Annotated in this window: 20 protein-coding genes, 1 pseudogene and 1 other annotated feature; of the genes and pseudogenes, 1 reads left to right on the plus strand and 20 read right to left on the minus strand. The window is 45.1% G+C overall.

Annotated features, from left to right (window positions below; genetic code table 11):
* Positions 1–2: 2 nt before the first annotated feature.
* From SIN01_RS03810 to spoIIGA, 16 genes are all read right to left on the minus strand, one after another.
* Positions 3–926, minus strand: coding sequence for an aspartate carbamoyltransferase catalytic subunit (locus SIN01_RS03810; protein WP_010024387.1), 924 nt, complete (start codon positions 924–926; stop codon positions 3–5).
* Between the two features lie 197 nt (positions 927–1123).
* On the minus strand, positions 1124–1663 hold the full coding sequence (gene pyrR / locus SIN01_RS03815) for a bifunctional pyr operon transcriptional regulator/uracil phosphoribosyltransferase PyrR (RefSeq protein WP_010024388.1): 540 nt from the start codon (positions 1661–1663) through the stop codon (positions 1124–1126).
* A 241-nt stretch (positions 1664–1904) separates the two neighbouring features.
* Complete coding sequence (locus SIN01_RS03820; protein ID WP_010024389.1) at positions 1905–2828, minus strand: RluA family pseudouridine synthase; 924 nt, start codon at positions 2826–2828, stop codon at positions 1905–1907.
* On the minus strand, positions 2825–3283 hold the full coding sequence (gene lspA, locus SIN01_RS03825) for a signal peptidase II (protein ID WP_010024390.1): 459 nt from the start codon (positions 3281–3283) through the stop codon (positions 2825–2827). Before lspA ends, SIN01_RS03820 begins: the two co-directional genes overlap by 4 nt.
* Before the next feature lie 115 nt (positions 3284–3398).
* The gene (locus tag SIN01_RS03830; RefSeq protein ID WP_010024391.1) at positions 3399–4067 is read right to left on the minus strand and encodes a TraR/DksA C4-type zinc finger protein; all 669 of its coding nucleotides are present in this window, start codon (positions 4065–4067) and stop codon (positions 3399–3401) included.
* A gap of 115 nt (positions 4068–4182) precedes the next feature.
* Positions 4183–6954 carry an isoleucine--tRNA ligase gene (gene ileS / locus SIN01_RS03835; protein ID WP_010024392.1) on the minus strand — a complete coding sequence of 924 codons (2772 nt, stop codon included), beginning with the start codon at positions 6952–6954 and terminating at the stop codon, positions 4183–4185.
* 59 nt (positions 6955–7013) lie between these two features.
* Positions 7014–7244 (minus strand) — a binding site (T-box leader).
* Positions 7245–7326: 82 nt separating this feature from the next.
* Positions 7327–7839, minus strand: a complete 513-nt coding sequence (locus SIN01_RS03840; RefSeq protein ID WP_010024394.1) for a DivIVA domain-containing protein — start codon at positions 7837–7839, stop codon at positions 7327–7329.
* A 36-nt stretch (positions 7840–7875) separates the two neighbouring features.
* On the minus strand, positions 7876–8649 hold the full coding sequence (locus SIN01_RS03845; protein ID WP_010024396.1) for a YlmH family RNA-binding protein: 774 nt from the start codon (positions 8647–8649) through the stop codon (positions 7876–7878).
* A 9-nt stretch (positions 8650–8658) separates the two neighbouring features.
* Complete coding sequence (locus tag SIN01_RS03850; RefSeq protein ID WP_010024400.1) at positions 8659–8922, minus strand: YggT family protein; 264 nt, start codon at positions 8920–8922, stop codon at positions 8659–8661.
* 16 nt (positions 8923–8938) lie between these two features.
* A complete protein-coding gene (locus SIN01_RS03855) occupies positions 8939–9367 on the minus strand; it encodes a cell division protein SepF (RefSeq protein ID WP_010024401.1) in 429 nt (142 codons plus the stop codon).
* Positions 9368–9382: 15 nt separating this feature from the next.
* The gene (locus SIN01_RS03860; protein ID WP_010024402.1) at positions 9383–10060 is read right to left on the minus strand and encodes a YggS family pyridoxal phosphate-dependent enzyme; all 678 of its coding nucleotides are present in this window, start codon (positions 10058–10060) and stop codon (positions 9383–9385) included.
* Between the two features lie 3 nt (positions 10061–10063).
* Positions 10064–10891 carry a peptidoglycan editing factor PgeF gene (pgeF, locus tag SIN01_RS03865; RefSeq protein WP_010024403.1) on the minus strand — a complete coding sequence of 276 codons (828 nt, stop codon included), beginning with the start codon at positions 10889–10891 and terminating at the stop codon, positions 10064–10066.
* Between the two features lie 80 nt (positions 10892–10971).
* On the minus strand, positions 10972–11238 hold the full coding sequence (locus SIN01_RS03870) for a YlmC/YmxH family sporulation protein (protein ID WP_010024405.1): 267 nt from the start codon (positions 11236–11238) through the stop codon (positions 10972–10974).
* 420 nt (positions 11239–11658) lie between these two features.
* Positions 11659–12438, minus strand: a complete 780-nt coding sequence (gene sigG, locus SIN01_RS03875) for an RNA polymerase sporulation sigma factor SigG (protein WP_010024533.1) — start codon at positions 12436–12438, stop codon at positions 11659–11661.
* Between the two features lie 168 nt (positions 12439–12606).
* Entirely contained in the window at positions 12607–13317 is a 711-nt protein-coding gene (sigE, locus tag SIN01_RS03880; protein ID WP_010024531.1) for an RNA polymerase sporulation sigma factor SigE, read from the minus strand.
* Between the two features lie 24 nt (positions 13318–13341).
* Positions 13342–14265 carry a sigma-E processing peptidase SpoIIGA gene (gene spoIIGA / locus SIN01_RS03885; protein ID WP_010024530.1) on the minus strand — a complete coding sequence of 308 codons (924 nt, stop codon included), beginning with the start codon at positions 14263–14265 and terminating at the stop codon, positions 13342–13344.
* Positions 14266–14578: 313 nt separating this feature from the next.
* Between spoIIGA and SIN01_RS03890 the strand changes: the two are divergent.
* Positions 14579–14806 (plus strand): annotated as a pseudogene (locus tag SIN01_RS03890) (transposase); the annotation flags it as partial.
* Between the two features lie 117 nt (positions 14807–14923).
* On the opposite strand, the gene ftsZ reads toward SIN01_RS03890, so the two are convergent.
* From ftsZ to spoVE, 4 genes are all read right to left on the minus strand, one after another.
* Complete coding sequence (gene ftsZ / locus SIN01_RS03895) at positions 14924–16096, minus strand: cell division protein FtsZ (protein WP_010023207.1); 1173 nt, start codon at positions 16094–16096, stop codon at positions 14924–14926.
* A gap of 37 nt (positions 16097–16133) precedes the next feature.
* Positions 16134–17420 carry a cell division protein FtsA gene (gene ftsA, locus SIN01_RS03900; RefSeq protein ID WP_010023206.1) on the minus strand — a complete coding sequence of 429 codons (1287 nt, stop codon included), beginning with the start codon at positions 17418–17420 and terminating at the stop codon, positions 16134–16136.
* Positions 17421–17816: 396 nt separating this feature from the next.
* On the minus strand, positions 17817–18599 hold the full coding sequence (locus SIN01_RS03905) for a cell division protein FtsQ/DivIB (protein ID WP_010023205.1): 783 nt from the start codon (positions 18597–18599) through the stop codon (positions 17817–17819).
* A 149-nt stretch (positions 18600–18748) separates the two neighbouring features.
* Positions 18749–19846, minus strand: coding sequence for a stage V sporulation protein E (gene spoVE, locus SIN01_RS03910; RefSeq protein ID WP_010023203.1), 1098 nt, complete (start codon positions 19844–19846; stop codon positions 18749–18751).
* Positions 19847–19884 lie beyond the last annotated feature (38 nt).

Genomic DNA, 19884 nt, shown 5'->3' on the forward strand with positions numbered 1-19884 from the left:
ACTTAAAGCATTTCAGGGACGCGTTCAGCATGCCGTGAAGTGGCAGTGCTGTTGAGCGTCCACTCTAACGCAGCCATACGCGCGGATACACCGTTTCGAATCTGCTTAAAGTATCGGGAGCGGCTGCATTCAACCAGTGCATCATCCATCTCTACGCCACGGTTGATCGGTCCCGGATGCATAATAATACTATCCGGTTTCATTCGCAGTGCACGGTCTTGCGTGAGTCCGTAACGCGCGTGGTATTGTTCTTTGCTCATCTTCATGGTGTGTTGGTGACGCTCGTGTTGTATACGAAGCATGATCACCGCATCAGCTTCCTCAACCGCTTGATCGACCGTCACATAGGTTCCGGGCAGCGCAGAATTGCTCCATTCTTTTGGGCTGGAAAGCAGGACGCGGCAGCCGAAGCGTTGCAGCACCTCGGCATCAGCATTTGCAACTCTGCTGTAGCGCAGGTCACCAATGATCGCGACTGTCCGTCCTTTTAAGTGAGTGAACGCTTCGCGCAGAGTCAGTAAATCCAGCAAGGCTTGAGTCGGATGATTTCCTGTACCGTCTCCAGCATTTAGAATCGGAATATTAATCGTTCTAAGCTGCTCGTAGTATGCCTCCTGCTGATGGCGAATGACTACGGCTTTTGCACCGAGTGATTCCATCGTCCGAACCGTGTCGTAAAGGCTCTCGCCTTTTTGTGCACTTGACGTTTTACTGCTGAAATTAAGGACTTGGAAGCCAAGACGTCGTTCAGCCGTTTCAAAGCTGAAGCGCGTACGCGTACTCGGTTCGTAAAACAGATTAGCAACTAATGTATGGTTTGGTTCAAGCCATCCTTCATCACTCATGGCATTGATTTGCTCTGCACGGTCCAATAGTGAATGGATTTCTTCTACCGATAGATCATTCAAGCGAAGTAAATGAGCCATTTGAAAATCCTCCTCTAAGCGTTATTCTGCTTCTTAACACATGCAACCATGTGCTGTTTTCCCCTACAAAAAAACCTCTTTGTCATTTTTCGACAAAGAGGTTTTGCAAATAAGCCGTATCGTTCGCTCAAGCCACTCTTTGTCAGTCTCACGGGACTGCCTTTTAAAAGGTGTTCGATGTGCTTCCATGGATCTCTTTATTCATTTTTTGATTCAATCGTAACCTTATCACTGCCATCCACTTCACTGAGTTGAACCGCAATTGCTTCTTCTTTGGAGGTCGGAACATTCTTACCTACATAATCGGGCCGGATCGGCAATTCGCGATGCCCTCGATCAATCAGTACAGCCAGCTGGATACGTTGTGGCCTTCCCACATCCATCAGAGCATCCATAGCGGCGCGGATTGTCCGCCCTGTAAACAGGACATCATCGACAAGAATCACTGTTTTCGATTCAATGGACATTGGCAGAATGCTGCCAAGTAATTTAGGGTCTAGCATTTTATCCTTAAGGTCATCTCGATAATTCGTGATGTCCAGTTCGCCGACGGCAACTTCTTTTTTTTCAATCGATTTAATTCGGTCAGACAGCCGATTCGCCAGGTAGATGCCACGCGTTTTAATCCCGACTAGCACAACGGAATCGACACCCTCATTACGCTCAATCACTTCATGCGCAAGCCGTGTCAGTGCTCGACTTATTGCCTTTTCATCTAAAATTTCTTTTGCATCCACGAATCGTCACCTGCCAATTGTTTGCCATTTCTTAGCGGATCACTTTTCCATTTTTTGCCTCTGACGGCATAAAAAAAGTCTTGCTGTTTCGAGCAAGAGACCGCAGTGTTGTCACTCATTGACAATCATCACCCTTCTTAGTCTCTCTGGACTAAATTTAAAAGGAATTCATTCAGTTCATTTAAGCTACACATAGTATCGCAAAACCGCTGTTATTTGTCAACGCAAGAAATTCTTTTTTTTATGAAGAATAGCGTCCGTTGCGCAATCCTTCCAACAAACGCGCCATATCGTCCGGAAGCGCAGCGCAAAAGAGCATCTGTTGGCGAGTCACCGGATGGATAAAGCCAAGTTCTGCGGCATGTAATGCTTGACCGTTGATTGGCAGCGTTTTTCGCGGTCCATATTTGGGGTCGCCGGCAAGCGGATGACCGATATAGGCCATATGAACGCGAATCTGGTGTGTACGCCCGGTTTCAAGCCTGCACGCAACAAATGTATAATTCGAAAATCGTTCAAGAACTTTAAAATGGGTCACCGCATGTTTACTGTTCTTCTCAGTGACCGCCATTTTTTTTCGGTCTTTTTCCGAGCGGCCAATCGGAGCATCAATGATTCCTTCGTCATGAGGAAGATTTCCGTGAACGATCGCCAGATATTTGCGTTTTGTCGATTTATCTTTCAGCTGTTTCGCTAGCGAGCGATGGGCTTGGTCTGTTTTTGCGACCATCAACAGACCCGAGGTTTCCCGATCGATTCGATGAACGATCCCCGGACGCAAGATGCCATTAATCCCAGAAAGATCCCGGCAATGTCCGAGTAATGCATTGACAAGCGTGCCGCTCATATGTCCCGGTGCCGGGTGAACGACCATTCCTCTCGGCTTATTGACCACGATCACTGAACCATCCTCAAAAACAATGTCGAGCGGAATCTGCTCAGGAGAGACATTCAAGGGTTCGGGCTCTGGCAGATGGATCAATACTTGATCATTGAAACGCAGCTTGTAACTGGTTTTTACTTGTGAACCATTAACGCGAATGTCACCGTTCTTAATTAATTGCTGGATCCGATTTCTCGATTCTGAGGCAAGCTTCCCGCTCAGCCAACGGTCGATTCGTGTTCCTTCGTCTTCGACTGTAATGTTATGAGTCAGTGGTTTCATTGACGATCCTTCTTTCCATCAAGGAAGAGATAGATGATCAGTAGAACCACCCCAAGAAACAACGAGGAGTCTGCAAGGTTAAACACCGGAAAATTATAACGGATGAGATAAAAGTGTAGAAAGTCGACCACTTCACCGCGAAAGAGCCGATCAACGAAATTGCCGAGTGTCCCACCAATGATCAAACCTAATGACGTCCCTAAAAGCGGTTGTTTTCTGCCAAGTGTCTGCATGTAATAAATGACAATAATTAAAACAACCGCGGTAATGATGAAAAAGAACACAAATTGACCTTCTAAAATACTCCAGGCAGCACCATTGTTGCGTATCGAGGTCAAATAAAAAAAGTTGGGAATCATCGTAATACTTTGACCTAGAGCCATATTATGTACAACCAACCCTTTTGAACATTGGTCGATAATCAAGATAATAAGCGCAAGTGCATAATAAACCATTAATGAATTCCTCCATTGCGTGAAAGTATGCGTTAATCCAATTTATTTTAGCATACTTATCATTAAAGAGATATGTACACAGCGGGCTTTGAAGCTACCCGCTGCACAGAGCACACTAATCGTTGTCTTCATTCTCCGAAGCCCAATGGTCATAATGATGATTTTTCAGAACCGTTATTTCATCATCTCCCGAAAACCCGCCAATATCCGTTGCGGCAAATGCTTCAAATTCTTCGACAAAACCGATGCCTTCTTCATCATCACTGTAAGGCGCGTCTTCAAAAACGCCTTCCTGATCGTTGAATTGTGAGACAAGATCAAATGCGTTTTCTTCATTAAAACTGTTGCTCTGAAAATCGTTCACATCACGCTTTTCCAAATCTGCAATGACCGACTCCTCCACGGGACGAACCCGATTATGATGTGTGCGATCTGAAAGACTTACCGTTGTACGTGCCGTTGGCAAAGCATTTAACCGTGCACGGGGAATTTTTTCGCCGGTTTTCTCATCATACCCATAGGTTCCCTTCTCGATTTTTTTCAGTGCATGATTGATCTCTTCCAGTTCATTCCGTTCCATCTTGTGAAACGCCAGATCCTTTTCCCGATCGTAGAGCTGCGTTGCCGATTCTGCCGGATGATTGTCGTACTGTGACAACTCTCCAGAAGCGATATCCGAAACCGATCCAAGTTCAGCAGCTGTCTCCTGATCACTGCGCAGTTTGTGCTCCAGTTCGGATTTGCGTTTCATAAGTCTTTTTCTGATTCTTCGATAGCCAAACATCGCTATAAAAAATCCCCCTTTTTCACCCGCGCACATCAATTAGTGTGGAGTAAAGGAGGATTTTTAGCCTGCGTATTTTTAGGTATTTTGGGAAACATTTACTTAATCATTACATTTAGTCAAGCGTTACGCCGGCGTAATCATGACGCACCGTTTCTGCACATTGCGCACACAAAGTCGGATGTTCAGGATCCTCTCCGACACTCGGCAATACAGCCCAGCAGCGTTCACATTTTTGTCCTTCTGCTACTGAAACCAAAACGGAAAGACGATCGTATCGATCTGCTGATTCTGGAGCATCTTCACAATCCTTAACCAATACTCGAGAAACGATCAGCAATTTGTCTAGATTCTCAACATTTTTCAGGAAAGCTGTTTCCGGTTTCACGTAAAGGGTTACTGAAGCCTCCAGAGACTTGCCGATTTGTTTTGCATCACGAGCTTTTTCCAGTGATTTGAACACATCGTCGCGTACAGCAAGTAATGCTGTCCATTTCTTTTCCAGTGCTTCTGCATCGGCAATTGGTTCGTTTTCCGGCATATCCGTCAGTTGAACATATTTAGAAATAGCCAATGCGCCCGGAATGTTTTGCCAAATTTCCTCAGCTGTATGCGGAATGATCGGCGAGAGAATTTTTGTCATCGCAACGACGGTTTTATAAAGAACCGTTTGTGCTGAGCGGCGAACCAGCGAATTCTTAGGTTGCACATAAAGGGCATCTTTAGCGATATCCATGTAAAAAGCGCTAAGATCGAGCGAGCAGTAGTTCTGCAATGCTTTGTATACGTTCAGGAATTGATACGCACTATAATTGTTCAGGCATGTATCAATAAAATGATTTAGTTTTACCAGCATATATTGTTCCAGTTCCGGCATATCTTGAGTAGGAACGATTTTGTCGACAGTAAAGTCGTTTAAGTTTCCTAACATGAAGCGAACTGTATTTCGAATCTTCCGGTAAACTTCTGCAACCTGACCAAGAATTTCATTCGACACTCGAGCATCTGCCTGATAATCAACGGAAGCGACCCAAAGTCGGATAATGTCGGCGCCGTACTGCTGCATCACTTTCATTGGATCAATAACGTTACCGACCGATTTACTCATTTTAAGTCCTTTGCCGTCGAGCGTAAAGCCATGACTTAATATTTGTTTGTAGGGTGCATGGCCGGTGACCGCTACAGATGTCGCAAGCGATGAGTTGAACCAGCCGCGATACTGATCGGATCCTTCGAGATATAGATCCGCCGGACGTCTCAATCCTTCACGAGTTGTCAATACACCTTGGTGCGATGAACCGGAATCGAACCATACATCCATAATATCGGTTTCTTTCTTGAATGTACCGTTTGGACTATGTTCCGATGTAAATCCTTCCGGAAGCAGATCTTTGACATCCCATTTGAACCAGACGTTTGACCCGTGTTCGCGGAACAATTCCGCTACATGCTGAATGGTTTGATCGGTGATGATTGCTTCTCCGTCTTCGCCATAAAATACCGGAATCGGAACGCCCCAAGCGCGCTGGCGAGAGATGCACCAGTCTTCGCGATCCTTGATCATGTTCGTCATCCGTACATCGCCCCACGACGGAATCCAATGAACCTCATGAATTGCACTGAGAATGTCATCTCGGAATGCTTTGATCGAAGCGAACCATTGCTCCGTAGCCCTCCAAATCACCGGCTTTTTTGTTCTCCAGTCATGTGGATAGGAGTGGGTAAAGGTACCGACTTTCAACAATGCGCCGACTTCTTTTAGTTTTTCGATGACCGGTTCGTTGGCCTTCTCATAGAACACCCCTTCGAAACCAGGGGCTTCATCAGTCATGCAGCCGTGATCATCAACCGGGCACAAAATATCCAAGCCATACTTTTTGCCGATGTAGAAGTCGTCGGCACCAAAACCAGGTGCTGTGTGTACACATCCGGTACCGGCATCCAAAGTGACATGATCGCCGAGAATCATAAGTGATGGACGATCATAGAACGGGTGTCGGCATACGACATGTTCCAATTCTTTGCCGTTCACCGTGCGCAGCACTTTCGGCTCATTCCACTCAAATGTTTTCGTCAATTTCTCAACAAGCTCGGAAGCGACCACAAATTTGCGATCCTCAACTTGAACAACGCTGTATTCAAATTTCGGATTGACAGCAATCGCTAAGTTCGCCGGCATTGTCCAAGGTGTTGTTGTCCAGATGATGACTTCCTCATCATGATTTAAAACACCTTTACCATCCGTTACATGGAACGCAACGTAGATCGAGTACGATTTAACATCCTTATATTCGATTTCCGCTTCAGCAAGTGCGGATTCAGAAGAAGGCGACCAATAAACCGTTTTCTTATCTTTATAGATATATCCTTTTTTCGCCATTTCTCCAAAGACCTTGATCTGTTCCGCTTCAAATGCTTTGTGAAGGGTCAGATAAGGATGTTCCCAATCCCCGCGAACACCCAGCCTTTTAAATTGCTTCTTTTGCTGTTCAACTTGACCCAAAGCATATTCTTTACATTTTTCACGAAGATCAGCAACAGACATTTTCTTTCGATCAATACCTTTTTTCGCCAATTGCTGCTCGATTGGAAGTCCATGGGTATCCCAGCCGGGAACATAATACGTTTGATAACCGCTCATTGATTTAAATCGGTTAATGATGTCCTTGAGTACTTTGTTTTCAGCATGACCAATATGGATATTTCCGTTTGCATACGGAGGACCATCATGAAGAATAAACGTTGGTTTGCCTTCGTTTACTTTTAATGATTGTTCATAGATATGTTCTTGATCCCATTGTTCTTGCATTTTGGGTTCTTTCATCGGAAGACCGCCGCGCATTTTAAATTTTGTTTTCGGCATCAATAATGTCTTCTTGTAATCCATAGAAATACGCCTCCAGCTTTCTGTTATCTATTTTTACTATATAAAAAGTCCTTCCATCCCAAAGGGACGGAAGGACCGCGGTACCACCCTAATAGCAGAGTAAAGATATAGTCTGCCACTCATGATTATCTTAACGCGAATCAACGTCGGGCACTACTCGATCTCGCTCAAGATCGTTCATACCCGAACTCAAGGGTGATCTTCCTTGCTGCCATCCACACCGGGCTTACACCATCCCCCGGCTCGCTGAGTGGTCTTGCAACAAGTACTCTCCCTCTCACAGATTTATTATCCGTTTAATTCCATGTTACCCATAAAAAAATGGATTTAAGCACAGTATATGCAATTCGTCGTGCTGCGTCAAGCCTGTGTTTAAATCATTTCGCTGCTTTCTGCTTCATTGTTAGCGCCTTCATCGTTTGAATTAACGCTCATGCTTTTCCAATCATCACTTTTCAGCAGTTCTAATTGGGCCTCAATAAGCATCTGGAAACGTGTTCGGTAAACATTAGCTTCCTTCTTCAATTCCTCAATATTCAGGGTCACTTTGCGTGATTTCTCTAGTGCCTCATTGATGATCCGATCAGCATTTTTCTTCGCTTCCATCACGATCAGCTTTGCTTCTTTGTTTGCATTTTGCTTTACTTCTTCTGCCGTTTCCTGAGCAACAAGAATACTCTTATTCAGCGTTGTTTCAATGTTGGAAAAGTGGCTCAGTTTTTCACTCGTATTTTTGGCTTCCTGTTCGAGATCCTTCTTTTCACGGATCAGTGCTTCGTAATCTTTGATAATTTGATCAAGAAAATCATTAACTTCATCTTCGTCATAGCCGCGAAAACCGCGTGTAAACGTTTTGTTATGAATATCCAAGGGTGTCAATGGCATCCTGGCCACCTCCGTATCAATTTACAAATAATTCGTTTAGTTTAGTCTACCATATTGTAACCGAATTTTGTTCTTCTTTGTCAAACCTCCGCAAGATATAATTTTACTTCGACCGTGTCCTCTGAGTGAGATCACATCGCCCTCACGAATATCAAAATTACGTTTTTCAACAATTTCCCAGTTTACTTTTGCCAAGCCGCGCGCAATCGCTTCGGACGCTTTCACTCTTGGTAAATGATAGATTTCAGAGAGCAGCGTGTCCAGTCTTAATGAAGATACGGTTCCCTCTGAATAAGTCCAGCCATCGGCAGTATGTAACAAATTTTTTGGTAAAATCGGCCGGCAAGAAACGCTCAGCTTTCCAACGGATGTGAGGTGAAGCATAAAATAGGGTTCCAGTTCTTTAACACAAATAAACTGCGCCGCTTCTTCTCCAATCAAAAGATCGCCGATTTTGTTTCTGGAGATACCTGAACCCAGGAGTGCTCCAAGCAATTCAGGATGAGTAACCGAGCCAAATTTAGCAGGATAACGAACGTCTAGATAGGCAAGGTCAAAGGGGTCTGAATCCGGCTCAAAATAAGGCGGGAGCAATAAAGCGCGTGCACGCTCCGCATGTTCATATCCTCCGAAAATAGACAAATGAACGGCATCGTTCTTGCCAATTAAAGACCTCAATATTGTCTGCTGTCTTGGATCCATAAAGTCGGTTAATCTTGGAATATATCGCTGTGAAACTTGGTCGATCAAATCAAGGAAATGATCGATCAGCGCGCGCTCCTCGGGACGAAAATGTTCATAAATAGACATGGAACAGCTTCATCCGAAAAGATAGCCCAAATAAAAGATTCCGCGCGTTGCAAGTTTTAATATAAGGAACGCGATAATTGGCGACAGGTCAATGACACCGCCGATTGGCGGTATGATACGCCTGAACGGCTCAAGGAACGGCTCGCAAACTCTGGCAAACAATCTGCCGATCGACGAATCCTGAACACTCGGGACCCAAGACATTAAAATGTAAATAATTAAAATCCAAGAATAGATATTAATAACTTGTGCAAGAAAAGCTGCTATGATCAAGCGATTCACCTCAATGCTATTTGTGTTCCGGCCAGTTGCTGATCATGCCGGATATATCAACCTGTTCCGGAGCAAAAAGAAACGTATTATGTCCTATTTTGCGAATCTGTCCATTCAGAGCGAAGGCAGTTCCACCGATAAAATCCAAGATACGCTGCCCCTGATCTTTGCTTGTTCCTTGAAGGTTGCAAATGACCGTCTGTTTGCTTTTCAAGTAAGCAACAATCTCTTCAACCTCTTCAAAACGCTTCGGTTCAACAAGCACGACCTTGGTTTGCTGATGAACGTTCTGTATCGCAACGATTTTTCCGTTTTTTTCCACAGAACGTTGATTTTGAACCGGTTTTGCCTTTTCTTTATCAACAGTTGCTGCTGCAAAGTCTTCTGAGCTGTCCACGGTTTCCTCAAGATCAAAAAATTGTTTCAATTTCCCCTTCAGACCCATGCTGCTCTTCTCCTTTCATTCTCCTACCAATGCCGTGCCAATTCTGATAAATGTTGCCCCTTCTTCAACAGCGATCTCATAATCGTGCGACATGCCCATGGACAGTTCCGAACACGGTGCATAACGAATCTTTCGGTCACGAATCTGGTCACGCAGCTCACGCAGTCGTCGAAAAACATGGCGGATCACATCGATATCTTCTGTATTTGGTGCCATGGTCATTAACCCAATCACGCGAAGATGTTCAAACTGCGCCAATGTATCTATAAAATCATCCAGCTGGTCTTCCGTGATGCCATGTTTCGACGCTTCGCCGGAAACATTTACTTCGACAAAGCAATTCAAGATACCTTCTTCAATCCTTTTGTTTAACTCATTCGCTAATTTCAGTCGATCTAAAGCGTGAAAATAATCGATTTTCCCCACAATATCTTTCACTTTACGCGTTTGTAGGGTTCCGATCAGATGCCAAATGATTCGATCGTCCTGAAGGATCGTTTGTTTCTCAAGCAGCCCTTCCTTACGGTTTTCTGCAAGGTTATAAATGCCGCAATCAACAGCTTCTTTTGCTCGTTCTGGAGACACATATTTTGTGACTGCGATAAGTGTAACATCCTCCGTACTGCGCCCTGATCGTTCGCAAGCACGGGCAACCGCCGTTTGTATGTTTCTTAAGTTATCTGCAACTCTCACGACTCAATGCTCCTTCTTCTTCATTCCGATATACCCCATCATGCGGCCTGTTTTTCCAAGATCATGCCGATAAGAGAAAAATAAGCTTGGGTGGGCATATGTGCTGTATCCGGTCATCTGAATCTGCCGCTCAGGAATTCCGCTCTCAGCAAGTATGGAACGGTTGAGCAATTTGAGATTTAGCAAATAATGTCCATTGCCGCAATCACGAACAGAAGGCGTCCAAAGGGATTTTCTGAGTTTCTTTACCTTATCAACCACCTGCTGATCAACCTCATAGTCGGCGCCGATCGAAGGCCCGATCACAACATGAAGCGCATCAGGTTTTATGGATACCGCGCGGCAGATTTGCTCGATCATTTGGGCGGCAGCGCCGGCTACTGTACCGCGCCAACCTGCGTGCATGATGCCGATAACATCCGGATCTTTCGCATAGTAAAAGATTGGAACACAGTCGGCAAAACATAATGCAAGCAACAGATCCGGCTCTGTTGTAAACAAACCGTCCACTCCGGGAATGACCGTGTCGAGGGCTTGTGCCCCTGATCCGGCCGATGCCGCATCGACTTGAGCAATTTCAATCCCATGAACCTGCTCAGCGCATACCCATTGCTCAAGCGGAAAGCCGGTTTTTCCAGCAATAATGCGGCGATTCGCAACGACATGTTCCGGATGATCACCGACATGAAGCCCTAAATTCATTGAGTGAAACGCACCTTGACTCGTCCCACCGGATCGCAGCGTAAAACCCGCATAAAGCTCATGGCTTTTGGACACTACCGTCTTTAAACAAAGCAATGGATCTTCTTGAAAAGAAAAGGGTTCACTCACTATTTGCCATCCTCTCTAATTCAAAGGACCTTCCTTTAGCTTTCATTTTACCATAGACGGCAAAAAATCTCTTTAATAGTTTAATTTTCGCTCTGAATTGAAGAATCATGCTCGTTATAAAAGCGTACCAAAATGACATCGGCCCCTATGCGCACAATGTTATCCCAAGGAACGACGATGTCCTCATCTTTTCCGAAAATCCCCATTATTTTTCCTGCACCCGGTATAATCAGGTTGTCAATTTTCCCTGATGACAGATTCACATCAAGATCGCCGATATGCCCCAAACGCTTACCGTTCTCCACATTCACCACTTCTTTTGTTTGAAAATCCGATATTCTAGGCATTTTATTCCTCCTCTACTGTCCCGTCCTTAATATATATGGCGCTGCTTGCGTATTGAGAAGTAAAAAAATTGCCCCGATCATTGCCTAGGAAATAGTGCTTGTCCGATTCAATTCGACATAAACCGAACAAGTCCGGTCTTGTAGAAACGATTTGAACTTCTGTTTTATGTAGCAGAATTTGCTTCTCACTTTTGTGAGAGACTGGGCTGCGCTCGATTCTCTTGCAATCACTTTGTGTGCGGCTTTCATTCATTACCTTGTGCACGCACGCTGGCACGCATCAACAAGGTGCGATCCCGCGGGCGCCAGAGTACCTCCGCTTTGATTCTTGGTCAAGACACTGGCCCATTGGTTTGAAGATGGGGCAAAATCCTATACTTTCTTTTCCTGTGAAAAAAAACACTTGCATAGCAGCAAGTGTCACGGTCCAATTTCTGAATTCATTTCCTTAATCGCCATTTTTTCCAATCGGGAAACTTGAGCTTGAGAAATACCGATTTCCCGAGCAACTTCCATCTGCGTCTTTCCATAAAAAAAGCGCATCGCTACAATTCGCTTTTCTCGATCATGCAGCTTGTTCATTGCTTCTTTAAGTGCGATATTATCGACCCATTCTTTATCCTTATGCTTTTCATCGCCAATTTGATCCATGATAAAAATTGGATCTCCGCCATCGCTGTAAATTGGCTCAAACAAAGAAACCGGGTCTTGAATTGCATCTAACGCGAAAACGACATCTTCTACAGGAAGATCAAGTATTTTTGCGAGTTCCTGTATCGTCGGTTCATGTGAGTGCTTCGCAATGTAGCGCTCCTTTGCCTGAAGCGCTTTGTAAGCCATATCACGCAGAGAACGAGAAACACGAATTGGGTTGTTGTCCCTCAAGTAGCGACGAATTTCGCCGATAATCATCGGCACCGCATAGGTTGAAAAACGAACATTTTGACTTAAATCAAAATTATCAATTGATTTCATTAATCCAATACATCCGACTTGAAACAAATCATCGACCGATTCGCCGCGATGGTTGAAACGCTGAATTACACTCAGAACCAATCGGAGATTACCGTTCACCAATGTTTCTCTTGCTTCAAGCCTCCCTGACTGAAGCTCAGTGAACAGCTTACGCATCTCTTCATTTTTCAGAACCGGAAGTTTCGATGTGTCCACTCCGCAGATTTCCACTTTATGCCGTGCCATAAAAATGACCTCCCACTGTCGAAAACTTGCGATAGCGGGCTGATGAAAGAAATTTTACCGATCATTGCATCTGAACGGCTTCTTTTTCAACCTTGCTATATCCTCAAGTATTTCCGCAGGCGTCCATTTTATGCACTGAAAAAATGTGTGTACTGCGCGTGCGTATTGCTAAGCCATTTTGCTGAATTCTTTCTTTAACCGTTTAATAATCCGTTTCTCAAGACGTGAGATGTACGATTGCGAAATCCCTAACTCATCAGCGACATCTTTTTGGGTTTTTTCTTTGCCTCCAGCAAGGCCGAATCTCAAGGTCATGATCTCTTTTTCGCGATCATTAAGCATCAGCATCGCTTTTTTCAGCAATGTCCGGTCAACCTTTCGCTCCATATTTTTCGTAGTCACATCATTTTCAGTGCCCAGTACATCGGATAAAAGTAATTCATTTCCGTCCCAATCGACATTTAACGGCTCATCTAAAGAGACCTCAGAACGCGTACGGTTGTTGCGGCGCAGGTACATCAATATTTCATTTTCAATGCAACGTGACGCATAGGTTGCGAGCTTGATCTTTTTTTCCGGATTAAAGGTATTGACAGCTTTAATGAGCCCGATGGTTCCAATACTAATCAGATCTTCAATGTTAATCCGCGTGTTGTCAAACTTCCGGGCGATATAGACGACCAGACGAAGATTTCGTTCAATTAACGTTGCGCGGATCTTTGGGTCACCTGAAGGAAGCTTTTTCATTAATTCTGCCTCTTCTTCTTTGCTCAGTGGCGATGGCAGTCCGTCGCTTCCGCCAATATAATAAATTTCATTAGGCTTGATACCTAGCTTTATTAATACCCAGCGCCATAACTTTAAGAAACCGAATTTCATACAAACTCACCCTCCCCGTTTTTGTTATGAAGCCGTTTTAATGATCGTTCCATTGAGCAGCATGTCCGGATGCAAAATACTGTTAAAATCGCCAGATGAACTCAGCGCATGATCGGTAAAAGCGACCAAGGCTTTCCTGCAGGCCATTTGCTTATTGTCCTGATAAATCACAACCTCGTCCGGACGAATTGCCAGCGTCAGCTGGCTGGAGCCGTCAACCGCTCGGTAAGGAATCCACGCCAGCCGATGTCGCCACTCTTCCGGTATCGACTCGAGCTGGAGAGGCTCCGACGTCTGCCTATTTTGACTGAATACTTCAGGAATACATGAGCTGCATACACTCTTCTCAAGAAACATCACCGGCGTTTGTGTCAATGGATCAACTAGTTTGTTCCCGCTGTCGATCATTGCTTTGGCATGGACCCAGTCATCAAAGAACCGTATGGACACCTGGGCGATGGTACTGCTGTGCCACTTTCTGACAACCGTTTGATCCATGCGTTTTTTCGCAAAATACCACAGTAAAGGAAAGCCAAGGACCACGAAAATCCAGCTGATTGGATCACCATAATTCATAGTGTTTAAAAAGCGATTATTCGCATAAAATGAAGCGTCCTGAAAGAAGTAATGGACTGCGAACAAGCCACCGCCAATAGCAAACGCGGTAAAATAAAATGCAGCAAGATTTTGCATAAAAACCGAGAGACGGCGGTAGCCGAAAGCCGTGAAAATAATCAGCATCGAATAGACCAGTTTTCCCAGCGGATGATCGACAATGAAGGCTGCCGGCGTAAACAGTACCAGAACGATGGTGGAAGCAATGACTGCGCCCAGCCATAGACGAAGCCGGGTTATCCGCCGTTTCAGCATCAGCGCCGTTAATTTCAGCAGACAAGCATCAATAAACAGGTTAAGCGCCCAAACTGCATCTAAATAAACGACCAACATCCCACCTTCTTTGCGTGTTTAGGAACAGTATACGGGCTTTAGTGAGGAAAGTCTGTCAATCTGTGGTCGGAAATTTATTGTTATTTTGGCTGGTTTTGTCGCACGCTGAAGGAGAAAGAACAGAACTTCTGCAGGATGCGGTGACTTCCGCGTTGTGCTTTAAATTAGCGAAAGTTCCTATAGGAAAGTTTCTTCATACACGTGTGATGGGCTCGTGTCTTGTTCGGTGGTTGAATCATCGCTCCGATTGCTCGCTTGCCGCGGGCGCACCGCGAGCCTCCTCAGACAGGCAGGACGGATCACTGAAAAACTGGGCGTTCCCTTTTATTTTCCAGCACCGCATGCGCCCTGGCAACGCGGCAGCAATGAAAATACAAACGACCTGTTGCGCGAATACTTTCCTAAGGGTCATGACCTGAAGCAAGATGCCGATGCCGACGTCCAACAGAGCGCTGATGAACTGAATCTCCGTCCGCTCAAATGTCTGGGATGGCGAACGCCTTTTGAGGCTTTTTATCATCGGGTGTTGCACTTAGTTTGACAATTCAAGCCTGTAAAAAAGCCTGCGAACAAGGAAACATAGTTTCCTTGTTCGCAGGCTTGTCTGCTTGAAATCATGGATTAGGGAGAAAACAAAAACGTGTTTCGCGATAGCTTATTACTCGTTTCTTCTGCGGCGATTGCGCAAGAACGTCGGTATATCCAAAGTATCTTCATCATCAATAACACTGCGCGACCTTCTGCTGGAAGGCTGAACGACTGGTTTTACGGACTCGTCATGATGGTCACGTGCTTGTGCCGTACCATCATTTTCCGAACTTTGTCTTCTCCGCGTGAAAAGATCCTCTCTGGAAGCCGATCCGGAAGAAGACGCGTTGTTCTCTTCAAATCCTGTTGCAATCACTGTAACAACAATTTCATCATCCAGTTCCTCGCGAATGACGGAACCAAAGATCATATTGACCTCTTCGTCAGCAGCTGTAGCTACAATATCAGCAGCTTCATTGACTTCATAGAGACTTAGATTTGTACCGCCTGTAATATTCATCAAGACGCCTCTTGCTCCATCAATCGACTTTTCAAGAAGCGGACTGGATATTGCTTTTTTAGCTGCTTCAGCAGCACGATTTTCACCGGAGGCGATGCCGATCGCCATCAGTGCCGAACCGCCTTCTGTCATGATCGTCTTCACATCTGCAAAGTCCAAGTTAATCAAGCCGGGTACGGAAATCAGATCTGAAATTCCTTGAACCCCTTGACGGAGCACATTATCAGCCTCTCGAAATGCATCAAGCATTGGTGTGTTCTTATCAACAATTTCGAGCAGTCGATCATTCGGAATGACAATCAGTGTATCCACTTTTTCCTTCAAGTTGGCAATTCCGCTTTGCGCCTGTTTTGCTCTTTTTCTTCCTTCAAAGGTAAACGGGCGCGTCACAACGCCGACCGTCAAGGCGCCGACTTCTTTAGCAACTTCAGCAATGACCGGAGCCGCACCGGTGCCCGTTCCGCCGCCCATTCCCGCGGTGACGAAAACCATATCGGCGCCTTTAAGTACTTCTTCAATCTGGTCATGACTCTCTTCCGCCGCCTTCTTGCCGACCTCAGGATTCGCTCCGGCACCTAGACCGCGTGTCAGTTTTTCGCCAAGTTGAAGTTTAATATCTGCTTTAGACAATTTTAATGCTTGCGCATCCGTATTGCCGCAAATAAATTCAACACCTTGAATGCCGCTTTCAATCATTCGGTTAACCGCGTTATTTCCGCCGCCGCCAACGCCAATGACTTTGATTCTGGCTAAATGTTCCATCTCCGTATCGTGATCATACATTGTTCATTTCCTCCCATTTAATCATACCGCCGCCCGATCAGTCAAAGAACAGATTAAACCAATTTTTCACTTTGGTTGTTACGCCTTCACGCTCTTTCGGGGCCTGTTTTGATTTTTTCTGTTTCTGCTGTTTCTGTACAGCTTCATAATGTACTGCTTCAGGTGCGATGGCTGCTGCCACCTCTTTGCCCTGGATTTTGACATTATGATAAGCGAATTGAATGAGTCCGATGCAAGCTGTATATTTCGGCTCGCGTACACCAATATAGTCCGGTGACGCAATACGGACGCTGGAATTGAAATGATGTGCCGCAAGATCGGCAACGCCGGGCATCGCTGTTACTCCGCCTGTGAGGACAAAGCCTCCCGGTAATTCTTTAATTCCAATCCGATGCAGTTCTTCTTGAACAATGTCAAACATCTCACCCATACGCGCTTGAATAATTTCAGCCAGGTCTTCCTGACACATGGTTTGCTTCTTATCACTGCCAATTTTTGAAACGTTAAACGTATCTTCATCAGACGCTGCACCAAGATAAGCAACGCCATGCTTGATTTTCGTCTGTTCTGCTTCATCCATTGGAATTTTTTGTATAATGGACAAGTCTTTGGTCACATGATTGCCGCCAAGTGGAAGCTCAAATGTAGAAATAAGCGTCCCCTGATCGAAAACAGCAACACTAGTGGAACCGCCGCCGATATCGATCAGAGCAACACCCAAATTTCTCTCATCTTCAGATAACGCAACCGAGCCAAGAGCGAGCGGCTGGAGACAGATATCCGAAATGGTCAGACCCGCGCGTTCTACGCAGCGCAGCAGGTTATGAAGTAAAGTCTTCGACCCGGTTATGAGTGTACCTTCCATCTCAAGACGTACACCGATCATACCTCTTGGATCATGAATTTCATCTACGCCATCAACAATGAACTGTTCTGGTATTACATCAACAATCTCTCGTTCAGGAGGAATCGACATCACTTGTGCAGCGTCAATAACTCGCGCTATGTCCTCGTTGCCGATTTCATGGGTTTCTGCTGAAACGGCGACCACGCCGTGACAACTGCGGAGCTGGATGTGGTTGCCTGAGATGCCGACAACCACACTTTTTATATCAATGCCGACCATGCGTTCCGCTTGCTCAATAGCATTTTTGATCGACCGAACCGTTGCGTCAATATCGACAATCGATCCTTTTTTAATTCCGTTTGAGACCGATTCTCCTACGCCAATAACATTCAGCCTTTCCCCTGCCATCTCGCCGATCACGGTTTTTATGCTGGACGTTCCGATATCCAGACTGACAAAAACATCCTCACTGTTCATTCTGTGGCACCCCCTTTTTCTCTTGAATCTCTTTGATGATCATTCAGGGATGATTGGATCGAGCAAGCGACATATAAACATCTGCGATTTGTGTTAAAAGACATTTCAGTCAACCCAACATTTTCACTGTTCCTCGATTAATAGAAACAAACCCTATTGTTTGTATTCTACACATTGGAGCAATTCCCTTTTAATTTAATCGTCTAAAACAACCTGACGCATGACTGCATCAACTGGTCTGAACCCTTGCTTTTCAAAGCAAATGTGCTCATAATCAGCCAAAAAGTATTACTCACTAATAATAGTCTTAACTATTTAATAGTCTACACCAAGATGAATAACTAGAAAAGATCTATTTAACTATTTCAACAAAGTATCCGTACTTTGTTTCCGTTTTCACGGTTTGTTTGAGTTTTCTTGTGAAGGCTGTCCTGTCTCATCAGGAACAAAATAGGAACCGACGCTAAGATGAATCGTTCCGCGCTGATCCTTGGGCAGATTGGCTGCAATTTCCGGATATAGTTTAATATTTTTTGCAAATGTTCGCGTGCTGGCGACCACCTTGTTTCCATCATTCATATACAAAACAAGATCTTCATTGTTTTCTGATGCCTTTATGTAGTGAATATCAGAAATGTTATGTGCCATTTGTCTTGATATGCCCGATAAGCCTTCAGCAACTTTCTTTATCGCGTCTTGCTCTGAAAAGCCAATGAGTACCGGTGCGTCAAAGGGAAACGTTCCTTTTGATAGTTTACTCAGCATCGCACCATTTTGAAGGATCGGGTAGTAGCCACCGTTTTTCTGCAGATAGGCCTTGCGTGTGTATTCTCTGATGCTTAAGGTCACATGGTTGGGAAAATTCTTCTTAACCGTAACCGTGCGAACCGGCGGCAATTTTTTAATCTTGTGCGCAACTGCCTTTTCCCTAATATCCCATATATGTGTTTTATTCGAGATACCGCTCGCTTTTATGACGCGCGCGCTGCTCGTGATTTGTTCCCCTTGAACGGTAATCGATTGTACCCGGCTTAACGGAGATTGAATATAAACGACGATGAGGACCAAGAGAAAAAAGACAGTGGCATAAAGCGCAAAACGCCGATTCGCTTTCTGTTTTCGTTCTTTTTTTAATTGGGGCAGTCGATCTTCCAGTGCGACAACCTTTTTCTTGTCCATGGGACATGTTCCTCCTCATTCGATGGCAAGACCATTTTCGATGGCAGCACCATGCTCTGTCTTTTTCTCATGAGTCTATTGTATTTTTTTTTATGAAAAACAGCAAACCCTGCTTGAGGCAGGGTTTGTTTCGGTCATATAACCGATGCTTAATGTGCGTGTTTGCTGACATTCAGCAGTATACCGATCGATACCAACATTAAGGTTAATGAGGAACCGCCATAACTAAGAAACGGGAGCGTGATTCCGGTAACGGGAATTAGACCGGTGACAACCGCAATGTTGATCATGATCTGTATGGCAATCATCCCTGTAATCCCTACCGCGAGCAAAGTTCCAAACAAATCCGGTGCCTTGATCGCAATTAAGATGCCCCTCCACAAAAGCAGAAAGAAAAGCACGAGTACAAAGGATGCACCAATGAAACCAAGTTCTTCCGAAACAATCGAAAAAATAAAATCAGTTTGCGGCTCAGGAAGATACTGATATTTTTGTCTGCTCTGGCCCAATCCAAACCCAAGTAATCCGCCTGGGCCAATCGCAAGCAGCGACTGGATGATTTGGAAACCACCCTGCTTCGGATCTTGCCAAGGGTCAACAAATGAGGTCAAGCGCTTCATGCGATATGGAGCGGATACAATTAAGCCAATAAATCCAAGAACCCCGAGTGATCCCATCATGATGAAATGTTTCATCCGCGCTCCTGCAATGAAAATCATGATCACACAAGTCAGCACAAGAACCATACCTGTTCCTAGATCCGGCTGGAGCATAATAAGCCCAAAAGCAAGGAGTGCCGGTAAAAACGATCGGACAAGCCCTTTCCAAAAGTTGGGCAGCGATGATTGATGCTCGGAAAGATACTTGGCTAAAAAGATAATCAGCGCCACTTTAGTAAATTCGGAAGGCTGAATGGAGAACGCGCCAACCCCAAGCCAGCTGCGTGCCCCGCCTCGCGCAAGACCAACGCCGGGAATTAAGACAACGCAAAGCAGAACATAGCACGCGATTAAGGCAAGCTTCGCCCATGCCCCCCAGAAATGATAGTCGATACGCATCACCGCAAACATTAATCCGACGCCAACGATTGCGAAAAGCAACTGTCGTTTTAAAAAATACAGAGAATCGCCGAATTGGCTTGCAGCTTTAACAGCACTAGCACTGTAAACCATCGTAAGCCCAAGGATGACCAAGGTGAACACGATCCCAAGCAGAACAAGATCCGGCGACTGACGATACTTGCGCATGTGCAACACTCCGTTCAGATCGGGGACCTGAATTGCCG

Source organism: Sporolactobacillus inulinus (assembly GCF_006539285.1).
Taxonomy (GTDB): domain Bacteria; phylum Bacillota; class Bacilli; order Bacillales; family Sporolactobacillaceae; genus Sporolactobacillus; species Sporolactobacillus inulinus.